We start from the raw sequence: 18481 nt of genomic DNA on the forward strand, positions 1-18481 counted from the left end.
GGCCCTGGGTGCCCTGCTCGACGTTGTACCCGTCGATGCGTCCGGTGGCGGCGTTGTAGGCGAACAGCTGCCAGCGTTGCACCCCGTGGACGGCGCCGCCGGCGTCCCGGCGACGGTGACGGCACGCGGCGCGGCTCCGGCAAGAAGGCGAAGCGGAAGGGCTGGCGCCGCCTCCTGTCGTGGAAGCTGTGGCTCGCCGTCTTCGGCATCGGCACGCTCGCGAGCATCTGCCTGGTCGGAGTCGCCTACGCGATGACCCCGGTGCCGAAGGTCAACGCGAGCACTCGTACCCAGGGTTCGACGATCTACTACGCCGACGGGAAGACCGTCCTCGGCGTCATGGGCACCTCGCGGCGGATCGTTCCGCTCAGCAAGATGTCGCCGAACGTCCGCAACGCCGTGCTCGCCGCCGAGGACCGTAAGTTCTACCACGAGGCCGCGATCTCACCGACGGGCATCGCCCGCGCGGTGGTCAACAACCTCTCCGGCGGGGACACGCAGGGTGGTTCCACCATCACCCAGCAGTACGTGAAGAACGCCTACCTGAACCAGGAGCGCACCTTCACCCGGAAGTTCAAAGAGCTGTTCGTCTCCATCAAGATCAGCAAGTCGCACTCCAAGGACCAGATCCTCGAGGACTACCTCAACACCATCTGGTTCGGCCGCGGAGCGAACGGCATCCAGGCGGCCGCCAAGATCTACTACAACACCGATGCCGACAAGCTGACCGTGCCGCAGGCGGCGGTCCTGGCCGCCAACGTCAAATGGCCGGGCCACTACGACCCGAGCAGCACGGGGCAGCGGCTACAGGACACGGTCGCGCGATACAACTGGGTGCTTCAGGGCGAGGTCACGATGGGCACGCTCCCCCAGGCCGAAGCGGACAAGTACAAGAACCATCCGCCGAAGTTCGTGAAGCAGAAGTCCACCAAGACCAGCGGGCAGAAGGACTATCTCCTGGAGCGGGTGCGGCAGGCGCTGACCTCCCTGGGCGTGGACGAGGCCAAACTGGAGACCGGCGGGCTGAAGGTCTACACGAGTTGGGACCCGAAGCTTCAGGCCAAGGCGGCCGCCACGGTGCAGGCGAAGCTGCGGGCGCACAACATGCCGAACGACACGCGCGTGGGCCTGGTCACCATCGACGCGAAGACCGGTGAGATCAAGGCCGCGTACGGCGGCAAGGACTTCACCAAACGGGCCGTGGACGACGCCTACTTCTCGACCGCGCAGATCGGCTCCTCGTTCAAACCGTTCGTGCTCGCCGCCGCCATCAAGGAGGGCATCGGGCTGAAGACCACGATGAACGCGGCCGCGCCCGCGTGGATCAACACCGAGGGCGACCGCGTGGCTCCCCACACGGTCGGTGCCGCCCCCTTCAGCAACGACGAGGGCAACACCGACAAGGTCGTCAACCTGATCGACGCGACGGCCGAGTCCTACAACACGGTGTACGTGCCCCTTGGGTTCAAGGCGAAGTGGCAGAACGTCCTTCAGGTCGCGGAGGACGCAGGCCTTCCCAAGACGGCTCTGCAGCGTGGGCATCCCGGTGAGGGTGGTTTCTTCCTGGGGCAGTCGGACATGCGCCCGCTGGACCTGGCCGGTGGATACGTCACGTTGGCCAACGACGGGAAGTTCATCACGCCGCACAGCATCATCAGGGTCGAGGACCAACACGGCAAGGTGATCAAGAAGCCGACGCTCGAGAGGCGACAGGTGCTCGAGGCGCCCCTCGTGCACGACGTCCAGTACGCCATGCAGGCCGTCGTCAAGCGCGGTACCGGTGTCCGGGCCCAGCTCGGGGACCACCAGGTGGCCGGCAAGACCGGTACGACCAACGGCAACAAGTCCGCGTGGTTCTCCGGCTTCACCCCGCCGACCACGGGCTCCGACCCGGTGCAGTACGTCACCACGGTCGGCATGTGGATCTACCACGACCCGATCACGAAGGGTAAGCACAAGCGGGCCGGCTCGTACGGTCTGCTGCAGCACGTCGGCGACTACGGCCACATCAACGGTGGTGACCTACCCGCCCAGATCTGGCACGACTACATGAGCCAGGCACTGGAGGGCAAGACCACCGGGTCATTCGATCCGCCGGCGTACGTCGGTGAGAACAAGGCGTACGCGACGCCGAGCCCGACGATGACGACGCCGTCCTCGACGCCGACGCCGACCTGCCGGCCGGACCAGGAGCCGGCGGTCGACGACTGCAAGCCGCGCAAGACGCCGAATCCGAACGACACGAAGCACTGCGACCGAGTCCCGACGCCGGACTGCCCGGACCACTCGAAAAGCCCGGGTCCGGGCACCACCTGCAAGCCGTGGGACATGACCTGCACGTCGCCCTCGACGGAACCGGGTGGGCCCGGTAACCACGGCAACAACGCCCAGGACGTCCAGGGCCGGGCCGCCCGGCCGCTCAAGGATTAACCTGCTGGCATGCCGGAGTCACAGCTGATCGATGGGGCCGGGGGAGCCGCGAACTCCCCCGGCCCCGCCGGTGTCCGTACGGGCCTCCGGCAGGTGCTGCCGCTGCTCGTGTCCACGACCGCGGCCGTCTCGGTGCTGGGGTACCTCCAGAAGGTCCCGTGCAAGCAGGTGGGCTTCGACTTCATCCCGACGGTGCGCAACGCCTGCTACACCGACATCTATCCGCTGTACTTCGGGCGGGGCCTGGCCGACGGGAAGGTCCCGTACCTCGACAAGATCCCCGAGCCGGTGGAGTACCCCGTGCTCACCGGTGGGTTCATGCAGGTCGCCGCGACGGCGGCGCGCTGGTTCGGCGGGGATGACGCCGTCTCGCGCGGCATGTGGTTCTTCAACCTGACCGCGGTGATGCTCGTGCTGTGCGCGGTGGTCACCGTGCTGGCGACCGCGCTGGTCGCCGGCGGGCAGAGCCGCCGGGTCGGGCTGATGGTCGCCGCGTCGCCGGCGCTCCTCCTCACCTCGTACATCAACTGGGACCTGCTCGCCGTGGTCCTGTCCGCGCTGGCGCTGGCCGCCTGGGCGCGCCGTCGCCCCGGCGTCGCGGGCGTCCTGCTCGGCCTCGCGGTCGCGGCGAAGTTCTATCCCCTCATCTTCCTCGGCCCGCTGTTCCTGCTGTGCCTGCGCGCGGGCCGGTGGCGGGAGTTCGGCCGGCTGCTGGCCGGTACGGTCGTCGCCTGGCTGGTCGTGAACGTGCCGATCATGCTGGCGGCATGGGACAGCTGGGGCCGGTTCTACACGTTCAACCAGGAACGCCCGGTCGACTGGGGCTCGATCTTCTTCCTGACCGAGCGCAAGGGCCTGTCGTCGGTCGACACGGTGTCGACGCTGAACCTCATGGGCGAGGCCGGCTTCGTGGTCCTCGCGCTGGGCATCGCGCTGCTCGTGCTGCTGGCCCCGCGCCGGCCCCGGCTGCCGCAGGTGCTGTTCCTGACGCTCGCGGCCTTCCTGCTGACCAACAAGGTCTGGTCGCCGCAGTACGTCCTGTGGCTGCTGCCGCTGGTGGCGCTGGCCCGGCCGAAGCTCCCGGCGTTCCTGCTGTGGCAGGCGGGGGAGATCGTCTACTTCTTCGGCATCTGGTGGTACCTCATGGCCGGCGCCAAGCAGCATCCCGGCGTGGGGCTGTCCGCCACCCTGTCCGCCGTCCTCTCCGGACACGCCCCCACGGCGGGCATCAGCGACGGCGTCTACTTCATCGCGCTGCTGGCCCGGTTCCTGACCGTCCTGCTGCTGGCGGTGCTCGTCGTGATCGACATCCTCGTGCCCCGGCTCGACACCGTACGGGCCGGCGGCGCCGACGACCCGGCCGGCGGCGTCCTGGACGACGCCGAGGACCGCTTCGTCCTGCTGCGCCGCCGGGTTCCCCGGCCCGCCTGAGCCATGGTCGAGGAAGGCCGCTCGGACGGCGTCGGCGCGGCGTGGCTCCGCGTCGGCGACCGGCTCGCGCTGCACGCCTGGTTCGGCACACGGGCGGCCGTGCTGGGGATCTCGCTCCTCGCCTCGGCGCTGTGGTCGTACGGCGACCTGCACGACTCCTTCCTCGGCCGGTGGACCCAGTGGGACGTCGACCACTTCGTGGAGATCGCCCAGTACGGCTACCGAGGGAATCCCGCCCACCCGCCGGACGCCGGGCTGCCGGCCTTCTTCCCCGGCCTGCCGGTCGTGCTGCGGATCCTCCATCCGCTGATCCCGAACTGGGAACTGTTGGCACTGCTGGTCAGCCTCGTGGCCGGCGCGGTGGCGTCGGTCGCCCTGGCCCGGCTCGGCGAGCAGGCCGTGACGGGCACCGCTGGAAGCGGGGTCCACGCCGACGGGAGCGGGGCGCACGTCGGCCACTCCAGGCTCGGCGCGCACGCCGGTTCGCACCTGGGCGGCGCGGGGCCGCGCGCGGTGCTCGCGCTGCTCGTCAGCCCGTACGCCGTGTTCCTGTTCGCCGGTTACTCCGAGAGCCTCTTCCTGGCGTTCGCGCTGCCGGCCTGGCTGCTGGCCAGGCAGCGGCGGTGGCCGGCCGCCGTACTGTGCGCCGCGGGCGCGTCCTGCGTGCGGGTGACCGGGCTCTTCCTCGCCGCGGCGCTGATCGTGGAGTTCCTGACCGCCGACCGGCGATGGCGGTCGGCGCCGTGGCTGGCGGTGCCGTTCCTGCCGGTGCTGGGCTACGCCGCGTACCTCTGGCGTCGTACGGGCGACTGGTCGGCGTGGCAGCACGCACAGGAGGCGGGCTGGGGACGCTCGACGGTGTGGCCGTGGACCTCCTTCGAGACGACGTGGAACGCGGCCTTCGGCACGCACGACCAGTTCACGACGGCCTTCCGGGTGGAGCTGATCGCGGCCGCGGTCGGCGTCGCGCTGACCTGCTGGCTGTTGTGGCGGCGGCAGTGGGCGGAGAGCGTGTACGTCGGACTGCCGTTGATCTCGCTGCTGACCTCGGCGTACTACCTGTCGATCGGCCGGGCGACACTGCTGTGGTGGCCGCTGTGGCTGGCGGTCGGGCGGTGCCGGCGTCCGGCGTACGTGATCCTGATCGTCGTCTTCGTGCCGCTGATGACGGCCGAGGTGGTGACCTACAACTCCGGAGGCTGGGCGGGCTGACGCCGGGTGGGTGTACGGAGGACCATCGAAGGTAGGTACAGCGAGCGGCGGACCGCCGGACCTTCGAACGCGTCGAACGGGTGAGAGATGATCGCGGAGCTTCTGACCGGACGCCGGCCACCGGGCGTGTACACCTGGCCCGTCGACCGGAAGGAGGCCGCCCGTGGCGCCGCCGAGGCCGAACGCGCCGGCCGGAGAGTCTTCTGGCTCGACGTCCACGACGTGCGGGACAAGCGGGCGCTCCTCGATCGGTGCGCCGAGGAGTTCCTCATGCCGTCGTACTTCGGGCACAACTGGGACGCCCTCCAGGACGGCCTACGGGACCTGTCCTGGGCGCCGGCCAACTGCGGCTACCTGGTGATGTACGACCACTGGCGGGAGCTGGCGGGCGCCGACCCGGCGGTCCACCAGACGCTGCTGGAGGTCTTCACCGCCGCCGTCGAGCACTGGCGGGACACCTCGACGCCCCTGTCCGTCCTCATCCTGGTGACGGAGGAGGACCGGGAGAACGCACCCGTGGGGCTCCCCGACGCCTGAGTCGCGGTCCGGTTTCCACAGCCTGTGGACAGCCGGCCGCTCGGCGTCCGGCGAATCAGGGGCCCACCACGGCGCGACGCCGTCCACAGCCTGTGGACAACTCCCGTGCCCGGTACGGCGGGAGGCGGGTCAGAGGTGCTCGCGGAGCCAGGCGATGTCGGCGGCCTGCCCGTCGCCGGGCGTCTCCACGATCACCGGCGCCCCGGCCGCCCGTACGACGGCCAGGATCAGCTCCGGGTCGATCCGGCCGTCGCCGAGGTTGGCGTGCCGGTCGGCGCCGGAGCCGAACGCGTCGCGGCTGTCGTTGCAGTGCACCAGGTCGATCCGGCCGGTGATGGCCTTGACGCGCTCGACCACGTCGACCAGGTCCTCACCCGCCGCGTGCGCGTGACAGGTGTCCAGGCAGAACCCGACGTCGAAGCCGTCGAGGGCCTCCCACAGCCGGGCGATCCGGTCCAGTTTGCGGGCCATGGCGTTGTCCCCGCCGGCGGTGTTCTCGATGAGGACGGGGATCGGGCGATCCTCCATCCGCTCGAAGACCTTGCGCCAGTTGTCGAAGCCGCTCTGCGGGTCGTCGTTCTTGAGCACGTGCCCGCCGTGCACGATCAGACCCTTCGCGCCGATCTTCGCGGCGGCCTCGAGCTGCTGGGTGAGGATCTTGCGGCTCGGGATCCGGATGCGGTTGTTGGACGACGCGACGTTCACGATGTACGGCGCGTGGATGAACACGTCGACGTCGGAGTCGCGGATCGCCTCGTACCCCTCGGGCAGGACGGGCGCCTTCCAGCCCTGCGGGTCTCCGAGGAAGAACTGGACCGCCTCGGCCTTCTTCGCGGCCGCGGCGGCGAGCGGGTCCGTTCGGTCGACGTGGGCTCCGATTCGCAGCATGGCGACGAGCCTACGCGCGCGGTCCGACCAGAACGGTGACCGACGAGAATCCACCACCGCGGATCGGTCGCTCCGGCCGCTCCGGCTCCTCCGACCGCCTCGGCCGGTCAGACCGTGAAGCCGCCATGCGACAGACCCAGGCCGAGGCCGACGAAGGCCATGCCGATGCCCAGGACGTTCAGCCAGCGCTCGACCGTGGTCGCGGAGACCAACTGGGAGTACAGGCCGAAGAGGAACGTCACGAATCCCAGGCACACGGCGACGAAGTGCGTCGCGTGGACGGCCCCGAGGACGAAGGTCGCGAGGCCGGCGGCCACGGTGACGAGCGCGAGGGAGTTCTCCAGGGGGTGGGCCTGCCGTTCCAGCAGACGTCGCGGGATGGCCAGTGGTGACATGACGATTCGTCACCTCCTACACGGGGTGGTGTTCTCCCAGAGTCGTTCCCTGCCGCCGGGCAGGTCAAGACCCTGGTCGAGGGCCACGGGGCGACGAGCGTTCTGTCGGTCCCCACCGGTATGGTCGAACGTGGTTTCGAATGGAGGATGCCATGACGATGATCACTCGTGACCTGGCCGCCATCGACGACGCCGAGCTCATCGAGGAGTTGTCCATGCTGACGACCCAGACGGCCCGCATGCGGTCGCGGATGGCCGACATCATGTCCGAGCTGGACCGGCGCCGAGGCCGCTAGCGCGGGTCCCGGTCCACGGCTTCCGGCCGATTGAGCTGCCGGTTGTTGATAGCCTTTGTCGGTCCCGCGCATCCGAGACGCGGGACGACGCAAGAGCCCTCCTGTCACGGAGAGACCGTGACCGCACCAGTCCAAAGGAGGTTGGGACCAGCATGCGTCGTTACGAAGTCATGGTCATCCTCGACCCGAACACCGAGGAGCGCACGGTCCAGCCGTCGCTCGACCAGTTCCTCACCGTGGTGAAGGACGGCGGTGGCAGCGTGGAGAAGGTCGACGTCTGGGGCCGCCGGCGCCTGTCGTACGACATCGCCAAGAAGTCCGAAGGCATCTACGCGGTCATCGACCTGACGGCCACGCCCGCCACGGTCAAAGAGCTCGACCGGCAGCTGAACCTGCAGGAGTCCATCCTGCGCACCAAGGTCATCCGCCCCGAGGCCCACTGACCGTTCCCCGGTCAGCCCACGACACGCACCGATCTGTAACCGGAGAGCCGCATGGCAGCAGGCGACACCCAGATCACGATCGTCGGCAACCTGGTCGCCGATCCCGAACTGCGCTTCACCCCGAACGGGCAGCCGGTCGCGACCTTCCGCGTGGCCTCCACCCCTCGCTTCCGCGACCAGCAGTCCGGCGAGTGGAAGGACGGCGAGAGCCTCTTCCTCACCTGCAACGTCTGGCGGCAGGCGGCGGAGAACGTCGCCGAGAGCCTCCAGCGCGGCATGCGGGTCATCGTCCAGGGCCGTCTGAAGCAGCGGTCGTACGAGACCCGCGAGGGTGAGAAGCGCACCGTCTTCGAGCTTGAGGCCGACGAGGTCGGCCCGTCGCTGAAGAACGCCACCGCCAAGGTGAACAAGTCCCAGCGTTCGGGTGGCGGCGGAGGCGGCTTCGGCGGTGGCGGAGGCGGCGGCTACGGCGGCGGCGGCCAGGGCGGCTACAGCGGCGGCCAGGGCGGCGGCTTCGGTGGCGGTCAGGGCGGATCGGGCGGCGGAGGCGGCGGCTTCGGTGGCGGCAACGCGCCGGCCGACGACCCCTGGGCGACCGGGGGCGGCGGTTTCTCCGACGACCCGCCGTTCTAAGCCCGTACGGGCATCACTCATCATCCGACCGACCATTCCCGCGTGAGCGGGGCTCTCTTCTAAGGAGCACCACGATGGCGAAACCGGCACCACGCAAGCCGAAGAAGAAGGTTTGCCTGTTCTGCCAGGAGAAGCTCTCCTACGTCGACTACAAGGACACGGCGCTGCTGCGCAAGTTCATCTCCGACCGCGGCAAGATCCGCGCGCGCCGGGTGACGGGCAACTGCACCCAGCACCAGCGTGACGTCGCCACCGCGATCAAGAACGCGCGCGAGATGGCGCTGCTGCCGTACACCAGCACGGCCCGCTGAGAAAGGAGTCACTGTTCATGAAGCTCATTTTGACTCAGCAGGTCTCCGGCCTCGGCGCTCCCGGCGAGGTCGTCGAGGTCAAGGACGGCTACGGCCGTAACTACCTGATCCCGCGCGGCTTCGCGATCCAGTGGACGCGCGGCGCGGAGAAGCAGATCGACTCGATCCGCAAGGCCCGCGCGGCCCGTGAGATCGCCAGCGTCGAGCAGGCCGAGGCGATCAGCAAGGACCTGCAGAAGCTCAAGGTCCGGCTGCGGACGCGCGCCGGTGAGAGCGGTCGGCTGTTCGGCGCGGTGACCCCGGCCGACATCGCCGGCGCCGTCAAAGCGTCCGGCGGCCCGGAGCTGGACAAGCGCCGCATCGAGGTGCGGAACCCGATCAAGACGGTCGGCTCCCACGAGGTGGCGGTGCGCCTCCACCCCGAGGTGAGCGCCAAGATCTCCCTTGAGGTTCTCGCCGGCTGACGTTGCTTCAGCGCAGGTGAAGGGCCGGGTCCGGTGAGACCCGGCCCTTCGCGTATCCGGGCGGGTCCGGTGGCGTTCCACGTGAAACACCCAATCCGGCCTCCTCGCATTCCGCGTCGCGATCACTACGCTTAGCGATCAGTCGTCCACGGGGGGTGGCCGCGATCGTGCGTGAGGGGACGCTGCGCCGGGATGTGCTGCGGGGGATGCTGGGCATCGTGGCCGCCGATGTCATGATGGCCGGCGGGATGATGTGGGCGAACGCCGACGTGACACCGAAGGTGTACACGCGCAGAGAGTGGGGCGCGGTGCCGCCGAGGCGGCCACCGAGGGTGCTGGACCGCGCGCCGGACCACATCATCGTGCACCACACCGCCTCGCCCAATGCTTCCGATCTGTCCCGTTCGCACGCGTTCGAGCTCTCCCGGCAGATCCAGCGCTACCACATGAAGAACCAGGGCTGGGACGACATCGGAGAGCAGCTGACGATCAGCCGTGGCGGGCACGTCATGGAGGGACGGGCGGGCTCCCTGCCGACCATTCAGCAGGGCCGGCTCGTCGTCGGCGCCCAGTCGCTGCACCACAACGACCACACGATCGGCATCGAGAACGAGGGCACGTACGAGAAGGAGGACGTGCCCGGCCGGTTGTGGGACGCGCTGGTCGGCGTCTGCTTCTGGCTGTGCACGGCCTACCGGCTCGATCCGTCCGTGGCGATCATCGGTCACCGCGACTACAACGACACGGACTGCCCGGGGGATGTGCTCTACCGCCGGCTGCCACGCCTGCGCGCCGAGGTGGCGCGGGCCCTGGACGACGCCGCGTCGCACGCCGACCCGCCGCATGGGGACCCATCGCGCGGGGACCCACCGCACCGGGACCCACCGCATGGGGACTCGCCGTCCGACGCGCGACGTCGCCTGACGTCCCGCCACCACCGCCGGCTGCACGACCACGAGAAGTAGACCCTCCGGCCGCCGGCGACCGGCGCGAGGGCGCCCGGGGCGATGTCTCCGCCTGCGGGCGCTCCGGGCGAGGCCTTCGCGTGTGGACCGGCGTGACGCGTGGGCTCCCACGGTGGGCGGCCCGTGCGGGGCGCCCGTAAGGCCTCCGCGCGCGAACGCCGGGACGGCGACGTCCGCGCGCGGGCGTCGTTCAGGACTCCAGAGTCGAGTAGCAGGCGCGGCGGCGGGCGAGTTCGGGATCGAGCCCCTCGACGAGGGCCCAGATGCCGGCCACCCGCTCCGCCCAGGCGTCCGGCGGGAGGCCGCCGAGGCCTTCGGCGGCCAGGTCGTCGATCGCTCGGGTGAGGTGAGCCAGACGCTCCCCTTGTGTAGAACACATGTTCGAAGTCTAGCGCCCCGGGCCGACAGGGGAGCGGATTTCCGCCGTACTTCGTCACTCGCGCGCCGTGCCGAACCACCGGGCGCAAGCCTCCCGCAGGCCACCGACATCCTCACCGGCCCAGGCCACGTACCCGTCCGGCCGTACGAGCACGGCGGCGGCCGGGGCGTCGTCCGTCCGCGCCGTCACGGCCTCGACGCGACCGGCCCACGGCCGTACCGCGTCCCGTACGCCGGGCCGGTCGTCGAGATCGAGCAGCAGCGCGCGCCCGCTCCGCGCCAGCCGGGCCACGCTCGTCGCCGTACCGGAGACGGTCAGGACCAGGTCGGGGCAGTAACGGCCCGCGAGCGGGTGGTCGGCGGCCACGTCGTACCGCAGGTCGAGATCGGCCATGAGGTCGGTGAGCAGGCGGTTGGCCTCCGCGGTCGAGGCGAGGGCGGTGAAGATGTCGCGCAGCGCGTCGACGCGCGGGCCGGGGGCCAGCAGCGCCACCTGGGCTCGCGTGTTGTGCAGGACGCGCCGCCAGGACTAGCCGCGTACGGTCGCCGACCCGGATCGCCGCTTACGGCCGCCCCCAGGCCGGGCCGCGCATGGCCGCGCGCAGGTTCGGCCGGGTACGGCCTCCCGCGTCCGGCCGCGCCGCAGGTTCGGCCCGTATGGCCGCCCGGGAGGACTAGCCGCGGACGGCGCCCGCGACCGACCACGCGTCGGTACGGGCCCGCAGGCCCAGCGTGACCAGCCGGGCGGCCATCCACACGCCCATCGCCAGCCAGAGCGACACCAGGCCGCCGCCCAGTGCGTACGCCAGCCAGGCCACCGGCAGGAAGGCCGCCGTCTGGAGCACGCCCGCCACCGCCAGGTACGCCATGTCGCCCGCGCCGATGAGCACGCCGTCGAGCACGAAGACCACCCCCGCGATCGGCTGCAACAAAGCGACGATCACCAGCGCGCCGAGCAACTGGGACCGTACGGCGGCGTCGGCCGTGAACGCGTCCGGCAGCCAGGGGCGTACCGCGAGCAGCAGGAGCGCGAGCACCACACCGCAGGCGACGCCCCACGCGACCATCCGGCGGGTCGCGGCGCGCGCGGCCGCGACGTCGCCCGCGCCGAGCTGGCGCCCGGTGATGGCCTGCCCGGCGATCGCGATGGCGTCGAGGGCGAACGCCGTCAGCGTCCAGACGTTCGCCGCGATCTGGTGCGCGGCGATCTGCGGGTCCCCGAGACGGGCGGCGACCATCGTGGCGACGACGAGGACGACGCGCAGGCTGAGCGTGCGGATCAGCAGGCCGACGCCGGCCGTCGCCGACGCTCGCAGCCCGCTGAGGTCCGGGCGGAGCGGCGCGCCATACGTCCGCGCGCCACGCAGGACCATGACGACATAGGCGACGGCCCCGCCGGTCTGCGCCAGGACCGTGCCCCACGCCGAGCCCGCGATGCCCGCCCCGAGCACCAGGACGAACAGCGCGTTCAGCCCGGCGTTGACGACGAACATCCCCACCGAGACGAGCAGCGGCGTCCTCGTGTCCTGCATCCCGCGCAGCACCCCGGTGCCGGCCAGCACGATCAGCATGCCCGGGACGCCGAGGAGGCTGATGTGCACGTACGTCTCCGCCTGCGGCGCGACGGCCGCCGACGCGCCCAAGGCGCGGACCACCACGGGGACGAGCGGCCGCCCGACGACGATCAGCGCGATCCCGATGAGGGCCGCGAGCCAGATCCCGTCCACGCCCTGCCGTACGGCGGCGCGGTGGTTGCCGGCGCCCACCTGGCGGGAGACGGACGCGGTCGTGCCGTACGCGAGGAAGACGCACAGGTTCACCAGCGTGTTGAGGATCTGCCCGGCGACCCCGAGCGCGGCGAGCGAGGCCGTCCCCAGATGACCGACGATCGCCGAGTCGGTGAGGAGGAACAGCGGCTCGGCGACGAGCGCGCCGAACGCGGGGATCGCGAGGCGGAGGATCTCCCGGTCATGGGGGTGCCGGAACGTCATGATGTGCCACTGTAACCGGCAAATGGGAGTTAACGCTTACCTGCTCCTGTGGGCGACCCTGTGGATGACCACCGTCCGAACTTTCTCGCACCCACAGGTGGTGGACGAAGTATCCCCAGGTCAGCGGGCTGATTCGACGGGTCGATCCGAGTATCCACAAGTTATCCACAGGTGATGTGCACAGCCGGCTCGGCGTGTATGCACAGGTGGTCCACAGTGCCCTCCACAGATCATTTTGCCTTCCCTCCCGGACCGGCCGCAGACTGTCAGACCTGTGGGATAGACGTGGAAGACGTGAGCGACTGAGACGGTTGGGGGTGTCGACATGAGCGTCACCGATATGCCCTCACACGAGCAGGAGTTCGAGCGAACCCCGCCGCACGACCTCGCCGCCGAGCAGTCCGTCCTGGGCGGCATGCTGCTGTCCCAGGCGGCGATCGCCGAGGTCATCGAGATGATCCAGAGCCGCGACTTCTACCGGCCGGCGCACCAGACCATCTTCGACCGGATCCTCGACCTGTACGGCCGGGGCGACCCGGTCGACGCCATCACCGTCAAGGACGAGTTGCTCAAGCGCGGCGAGCTCAGCCGCGTCGGCGACGCGCCGTACCTCCACACGCTGGTCGCCTCGGTGCCCACCGCCGCCAACGCCGGCTACTACGCCAAGATCGTGCAGGAGAAGGCGGTGCTGCGGCGGCTGGTCGAGGTCGGCACCCGCATCGCCCAGCTCGGCTACAGCACCGACGGAGCCGACGCCGACGACCTCCTCGACCGGGCCCAGGCCGAGGTCTACGCCATCGCCGACAAGCGTTCCGGCGAGGACTACGCGCCGCTCAGCGACATCATGCCCGGCGCCCTGGACGAGATCGAGGCGATCGGCAGCCGTGGCGGCCAGATGGTCGGCGTCCCCACCGGCTTCACCGACCTCGACGCCCTCACCAACGGCCTCCATTCCGGACAAATGATTATCGTCGCCGCAAGGCCGGCAATTGGTAAGGCCCTCGCTTTGGACACGCCATTGGCGACGCCGACAGGGTGGACGACCATGGGCGACGTCGCCGTCGGAGACTTCTTGCTCGGCGCGGATGGGATTCCAACCCGTGTGGTGGCGGCTACGGAGGTCATGCACGGACGGCCCTGCTACGAAGTTGAATTCTCCGATGGCGAGATCATCGTTGCGGACGCTGCTCATCAGTGGCTGACCTGGACCCGAGCGGCTCGCAGATTTGACGCTCAGGAGCGTGGGCTGGGAAAGGACTATGCACGGCCCGTGACCCCGAGTGTCGTCACGACCGAACAGATCGCCGCGACTCTGCGGTGCCCGACCGCGGATCAGCGGCCGAATCACGCCGTGGAGATCCATGCGCCCCTCGACCTTCCCATCGCAGACCTGCCCATACCGCCGTACGCTCTCGGGGTCTGGCTAGGTGACGGCCATTCAGCGGGGGCCCGGATAACCTCTGCAGACCCGGAGATCGCCGTTCATCTGGGGGCATGCGGAGTCGAGGTCACGAAGGGTGCCCGTCTCACCTATAGGCTGAGATTTCCTCAGGAGTATCGGACCGCTGAAGACCGCGCGTTTGTGGTGTGCGGCAAGATCTTCAAGCCGAAGACCGCCCAGGTGCGCACCTGTGGCAGATCCTGCGGAGGGAAGGCTCGTTTCGTCAGTCCTCCCGCAGCTCAGCCGACGTGCTCACGGTGTGGTTCTCCGATGACGGGCGCATCGGCTGGCTCCGACCTTTGCATTGATTGCTGGAAGAAGCACGGGAGCCTCCAATCCGTTCTTCGAACGATCGGTGTTCTGGAGAACAAGCACATCCCCGCTTCATATCTTCGGGCGTCCATCCAGCAGCGACGCGATCTCTTGGCGGGCGTTCTCGATACAGACGGAACCGTGACCAACAGTGGCGCGATTCAACTCGCGGTGACGTCCCAGCGTCTCGCAGAGGACGTCCGAGAGTTGGTCCTCAGCCTCGGATACCGCTGTTCGGTAACGACCAAGGCAGTTCGGGGACGTACCGAAGACTCATCAACGTGTTACATGGTCAACTTCACGACCACGGATCAGGTGTTCCGGCTCTCTCGCAAGCAGAAGGTGCATGCTGAGCGGCTGAAGCACGATCCACAGCGGACCCGCTGGCGTTATGTTGTTGATGTCCGGCCTGTCGAGTCACGCCCTGTGCGATGCGTGCAGGTCGACAACGACTCGCAGATGTATCTGGCCGGCCGGCGAATGGTCCCGACGCATAACTCGACCCTCGCTCTGGACTTCGCGCGGGCGGCCGCGATCAAGCATCAGTTGGCGACCGTGGTCTTCTCGCTGGAGATGGGGCGCAACGAGATCACGATGCGTCTGCTGTCGGCCGAGGCGCGGGTCGCGCTGCACGCCATGCGGTCCGGCTCCATGAACGACGAGGACTGGACGCGGCTGGCCCGGCGGATGAGCGAGGTCGCCGAGGCGCCGCTGTTCATCGACGACTCGCCGAACATGTCGATGATGGAGATCCGCGCCAAGTGTCGGCGGCTGAAGCAGCAGCACGACCTGCGCTTGGTCATCATCGACTATCTGCAGCTCATGCAGTCCGGCAAGCGGGTGGAGAGCCGCCAGGTCGAGGTCTCGGAGTTCTCCCGGTCGCTCAAGCTCCTCGCCAAGGAGCTCGAGGTCCCGGTCATCGCGCTCTCCCAGCTCAACCGTGGCCCGGAGCAGCGAACCGACAAGAAGCCCATGGTGTCCGATCTGCGCGAATCGGGCAGCATCGAGCAGGACGCGGACATGGTCATCCTGCTGCACCGCGAGGACGCCTACGAGAAGGAGTCCCCGCGGGCGGGCGAGGCGGACCTGATCGTGGCCAAGCACCGTAACGGCCCCACCGCCACCGTGACCGTCGCCTTCCAGGGCCACTACAGCCGCTTCGTCGACATGGCCCACTGAGCCGGGCGACCTGTAGCGTTTCAATTTTGGTGTCGTAATCTCAAAGATCTTGTCATCTGGCGCACCGCCCTGCACAGCGACTGACCTCCTCCAGAGCCGCAATGGCCGGATGGGGGCGGGCCCCCATCCGGCCTTCGTGCGGGGTCAGCCGGTGTGGCGGGTCTGGTCGGGGACGTTGAAGCCGTTGACGCGGACGTCGGGCTTGGCGGGCGTGGCGGAGTAGCGGGCGGTGATGGTCTGCTGCTCGCCGGGCCAGAGCGTGACGTCGTTGTCGCTCCAACGGATCGGCAGCACCTGCTTGCCGCCGGCGAACAGGTCGGCCCGGGTGAACAGGGCCGGGGTGCCGCCGTGGCCGACGTTGCGGACGGTCACGCTCGTCACCATCTCGCGGCCCTCGCGGCCCTCGCGGCCCTCGCGGCGGGTCGTCGCGCTGACTTGGATGTCGGCGGGCTTGAGAGCGCGCAGGCCGGTCAGGTCGGCGTAGCCGTTCTTCTGGAAGACCGCGAACCCGTTGGACGGGGTGTACTGGCCGGGCGCGTGCGTCTTCGGCCAGTCGACCTGGTCGGCCTTGGTGGACAGCCAGTACACGTTGCGGCTGACGACCTCGGACCCGCGGGTGAGGGTGAGCTTCTCGAAGTAGGTCTTCGAGGTCCCGGCCGGGACCTTCGGGTGCAGGACGGTCCGCACGTCCTGGCTGCCCAGCGCCCCGACGGGCGCGGTGGCGGTGGCGCGGACCTTGCCGTCGAGGTCGATGATCTGCGCGGTGGCGCGCAGGCCGTCCTGGCGGGCGCCGGTCAGGTTGGCGACCTTGATGGAGCCGTCGTCGTAGGAGTACATGACGTGCACCGGCTCGTTGGCCTTCTTCGCGCCGAAGTAGACGCCCGGCTGGTCGAAGTCGGAGCCGTACATGCTCCACTGGAGCGACGGCCACGCCTTGTTCAGCATCCAGTAGATGATCCCGGTGCTGGGGTTCGCCTTGTCGGTGGAGTTGCCGATGTACGACTCGAACTGCGCGCGGGTGACCTCGTACTCACCGATCTGGACGGTCTTCTGGTATGAGCCGGCGTCCTTCCAGGGGCCGTACCGGTGCCACAGCGGGGTGTTGTAGACGCCCATCCGGGACAGGCGCGTGTAGTCGGCGTAGAAGAACGTGTGGTACATGTCCTGGCCGGCGGTCTGGCCCTGTGCGGTCGCCGGGTCCCAGATCTTCTTCTGCTCGTCCGGGGTGAGGAAGCGGTTCAGCGAGTCCTGCGTCGGGATGGTGTTCCCCGTGCTGACCTCGGTGTCGAACCCCCAGGCGCTGCCGGTCATGCTGAGCGTCGGGTCGTTGGTGTTGACGGTCTCCCGCCTGTTGTTCCACAGGGCGCCCGGCGGGAAGTAGTTGTAGCCGCCCTCCTTGGTGCCGGCCGGCCCGAGCTTGGGCGACGACTTGTACTCCGCCGCGGCGACCTGTGGGAGGCGGAAGTCGGCCTGCTCGAACGCCTTCAGGAAGAGGGCCTCCTTCTCTGGGTCGGGCGCGTCGTCGCTGCCCTGGAAGAAGGTGAAGACGCTCGGGTGGTCGCGGAGCCGCTCCGCCATCGTGCCCGCCTGGTTGGACGCGTTGGCCTTCACGTCGTCCGACCAGGTCGACGACTTGCTCTCCCAGAGGGCGCAGCACTGCCAGCCCGGCATGGCGAGGACGCCCGCCCGGTCGAGCTGGGCGAACATGTCGTCGGGCGGGAAGTTGCCCTCGAACCGGACCGCGTTCAGACCCATGTTGCGGATGTAGGAGATCTGGTCGGAGACGTTGGACGGGGAGTAGCGCAAGAACAGGTCCGGCGACCATCCGGCGCCGCGGATGACCAGCGGCTTGCCGTTGACGATGAACTGCCGGTAGCCGTCCTTGCCGTGGGTCTTACCGGGGACGGGCTTGGTGAGCCGCGACGTAACCGTCCGGATGCCGAAGTCCTCGGCGGCGGCGCTGGACACCGTTCCGCCCACGGACGCGTCCAGCGCGAGGTGGTAGAGCGGCTGGTCGCCCATCTGGTAGGGCCACCACACGGCCGGGTGCTCCAGGTGCAGGCCGGGGCAGTCCGCCTTGGTGATCGCGACGGTGCGGGTCGCGTGCGCGGGCACCGTGACCGTGGCCTTGCAGGCGACGCGGGTGGAGCCGTGCGTCACCGTGCCGGACACGACCACCCGCTGCGCCGACCCGGTGTTGTTGCGCACGTCGGCCTTGACGGTCAGGTCGGCGCTGGACAGGTCGGGGGCGTCGTCCTGCAGGACGTGCGCGTTGCGGACCGAGACCGGGCCCTCCTGGACGATCTGCGGCGCGTAGTGCAGCCCGGTGTTCTGGTCAGGTGCCATGGGGTTCCAGTCGACCTGGTTTTGGGTCAGGTACCGCATGGGCGTGTCGAACTTGGTGATGTCGGCGTCGTTGCGGGAGACGTCGAGCGCGATGGCGTTCGCCCCGTCCCGGACGTAGGGCGTGATGTCGTATTCCAGCCGGGCGTACGAGCCCTGGAGCTGCGCGCCTCCGGCGATCTTCTTCCCGTTGCTCCAGAGGTCGGCCTTCCCGGAGACGCCGTTCAACACCAGGAAAGTGCGGCCGCCTTTCCGGGGGTGGACAGTGAGTTGCTCGCGGTACCACCAGTTCACGTCGAACTGCTTGGCCGGGACCTTCGCCATGTTGTCGTTGTCGAAGATGTTCGGGTACCGGCCGTTCTCCAGCAGGCCCGCCATCAGCGTCTCGGGCCGGGACAGCGGCAGCCAGCCCTTCGTCGAATAGTCCGGCTTGGAGATCTCGGCGCCGGTGTCGCGGGTGTCGGCGGACGACCGGATCGCCCAGCCGGAGGTCAGTTCCGTGGTCCCGGAGGACCGGATCCTCTGCACGGCGGGCCGGCGCCCGGCGAAGGCGTGGGCCGGCATCGCGGGGGCCAACGTCCCGGCGAGGGCGAGCGCGGCGCACAGCGCCGTGGTTCGAGTCCTGGACCCGCTCATGTGTCACTCCTTCGTGCGGCCGGGCCGGGCGCTTCCCGGCGGCTGATGCCATCAATGCTCGGGCCGGGGGCACCCGCCGGGCAGTAGAGCCAGGACGTCGATGGGGGTGGTGCTAAGCCCACTTCGCGGGGGACCCTACAGACCGGCCCTGCGCTCTCTCCGGAGGGCAGGACCGGTCCGTCCTCGGCCGACGCGG

The 18481-nt window shown here is 69.4% G+C and carries 17 protein-coding genes; 11 read left to right on the forward strand and 6 right to left on the reverse strand.

What is annotated here, in order from left to right; translation table 11 throughout:
- Positions 1–252 precede the first annotated feature (252 nt).
- From AB0K82_RS09235 to AB0K82_RS09250, 4 genes are all read left to right on the forward strand, one after another.
- The gene (locus AB0K82_RS09235; RefSeq protein WP_364394660.1) at positions 253–2430 is read left to right on the forward strand and encodes a transglycosylase domain-containing protein; all 2178 of its coding nucleotides are present in this window, start codon (positions 253–255) and stop codon (positions 2428–2430) included.
- Between the two features lie 9 nt (positions 2431–2439).
- Entirely contained in the window at positions 2440–3861 is a 1422-nt protein-coding gene (locus AB0K82_RS09240) for a glycosyltransferase 87 family protein (RefSeq protein WP_364394662.1), read from the forward strand.
- A gap of 3 nt (positions 3862–3864) precedes the next feature.
- Positions 3865–5073 (forward strand): hypothetical protein, encoded by a 1209-nt coding sequence (locus AB0K82_RS09245; RefSeq protein ID WP_364394664.1) that lies wholly within the window; start codon positions 3865–3867, stop codon positions 5071–5073.
- 87 nt (positions 5074–5160) lie between these two features.
- Positions 5161–5610, forward strand: a complete 450-nt coding sequence (locus AB0K82_RS09250) for a barstar family protein (protein ID WP_364394666.1) — start codon at positions 5161–5163, stop codon at positions 5608–5610.
- 129 nt (positions 5611–5739) lie between these two features.
- On the opposite strand, the gene AB0K82_RS09255 is transcribed toward AB0K82_RS09250, so the two are convergent.
- Complete coding sequence (locus tag AB0K82_RS09255; protein ID WP_364394667.1) at positions 5740–6498, reverse strand: deoxyribonuclease IV; 759 nt, start codon at positions 6496–6498, stop codon at positions 5740–5742.
- Positions 6499–6605: 107 nt separating this feature from the next.
- Positions 6606–6893 carry a hypothetical protein gene (locus tag AB0K82_RS09260; protein WP_364394669.1) on the reverse strand — a complete coding sequence of 96 codons (288 nt, stop codon included), beginning with the start codon at positions 6891–6893 and terminating at the stop codon, positions 6606–6608.
- 152 nt (positions 6894–7045) lie between these two features.
- Between AB0K82_RS09260 and AB0K82_RS09265 the strand changes: the two genes are divergently transcribed.
- The 6 genes from AB0K82_RS09265 to AB0K82_RS09290 all read left to right on the forward strand — a co-directional run bounded on the left by AB0K82_RS09265 (position 7046) and on the right by AB0K82_RS09290 (position 10005).
- On the forward strand, positions 7046–7189 hold the full coding sequence (locus AB0K82_RS09265) for a hypothetical protein (protein WP_345366223.1): 144 nt from the start codon (positions 7046–7048) through the stop codon (positions 7187–7189).
- A 152-nt stretch (positions 7190–7341) separates the two neighbouring features.
- Positions 7342–7632 (forward strand): 30S ribosomal protein S6, encoded by a 291-nt coding sequence (gene rpsF / locus AB0K82_RS09270; protein ID WP_345366221.1) that lies wholly within the window; start codon positions 7342–7344, stop codon positions 7630–7632.
- A gap of 51 nt (positions 7633–7683) precedes the next feature.
- Positions 7684–8265: a single-stranded DNA-binding protein gene (locus AB0K82_RS09275; protein WP_364394671.1), complete on the forward strand. Its 582-nt coding sequence runs from the start codon at positions 7684–7686 to the stop codon at positions 8263–8265.
- A 74-nt stretch (positions 8266–8339) separates the two neighbouring features.
- Entirely contained in the window at positions 8340–8576 is a 237-nt protein-coding gene (rpsR, locus tag AB0K82_RS09280; protein ID WP_252781265.1) for a 30S ribosomal protein S18, read from the forward strand.
- 17 nt (positions 8577–8593) lie between these two features.
- Positions 8594–9040 (forward strand): 50S ribosomal protein L9, encoded by a 447-nt coding sequence (gene rplI / locus AB0K82_RS09285; protein WP_364394673.1) that lies wholly within the window; start codon positions 8594–8596, stop codon positions 9038–9040.
- Positions 9041–9207: 167 nt separating this feature from the next.
- A complete protein-coding gene (locus tag AB0K82_RS09290) occupies positions 9208–10005 on the forward strand; it encodes a peptidoglycan recognition family protein (protein WP_364394675.1) in 798 nt (265 codons plus the stop codon).
- Positions 10006–10195: 190 nt separating this feature from the next.
- Here the strand turns inward: AB0K82_RS09290 and AB0K82_RS09295 are convergent, their stop codons facing one another.
- From AB0K82_RS09295 to AB0K82_RS09305, 3 genes are all read right to left on the reverse strand, one after another.
- Complete coding sequence (locus tag AB0K82_RS09295; RefSeq protein ID WP_345366212.1) at positions 10196–10384, reverse strand: hypothetical protein; 189 nt, start codon at positions 10382–10384, stop codon at positions 10196–10198.
- 54 nt (positions 10385–10438) lie between these two features.
- Entirely contained in the window at positions 10439–10876 is a 438-nt protein-coding gene (locus AB0K82_RS09300) for a hypothetical protein (RefSeq protein WP_364394677.1), read from the reverse strand.
- Positions 10877–11057: 181 nt separating this feature from the next.
- Positions 11058–12374, reverse strand: coding sequence for an MATE family efflux transporter (locus AB0K82_RS09305; protein ID WP_364394679.1), 1317 nt, complete (start codon positions 12372–12374; stop codon positions 11058–11060).
- 325 nt (positions 12375–12699) lie between these two features.
- On the opposite strand from AB0K82_RS09305, the gene dnaB reads away from it, so the two are divergent.
- Positions 12700–15306 (forward strand): replicative DNA helicase, encoded by a 2607-nt coding sequence (gene dnaB, locus AB0K82_RS09310; RefSeq protein WP_364394681.1) that lies wholly within the window; start codon positions 12700–12702, stop codon positions 15304–15306.
- Between the two features lie 144 nt (positions 15307–15450).
- On the opposite strand, the gene AB0K82_RS09315 is transcribed toward dnaB, so the two are convergent.
- A complete protein-coding gene (locus tag AB0K82_RS09315) occupies positions 15451–18285 on the reverse strand; it encodes a sugar-binding domain-containing protein (protein WP_364394683.1) in 2835 nt (944 codons plus the stop codon).
- Between the last annotated feature and the right edge of the window lie 196 nt (positions 18286–18481).

It is taken from the genome of Actinoallomurus sp. NPDC052274 (genome assembly GCF_040679475.1).
Lineage (GTDB): Bacteria > Actinomycetota > Actinomycetes > Streptosporangiales > Streptosporangiaceae > Actinoallomurus > Actinoallomurus liliacearum.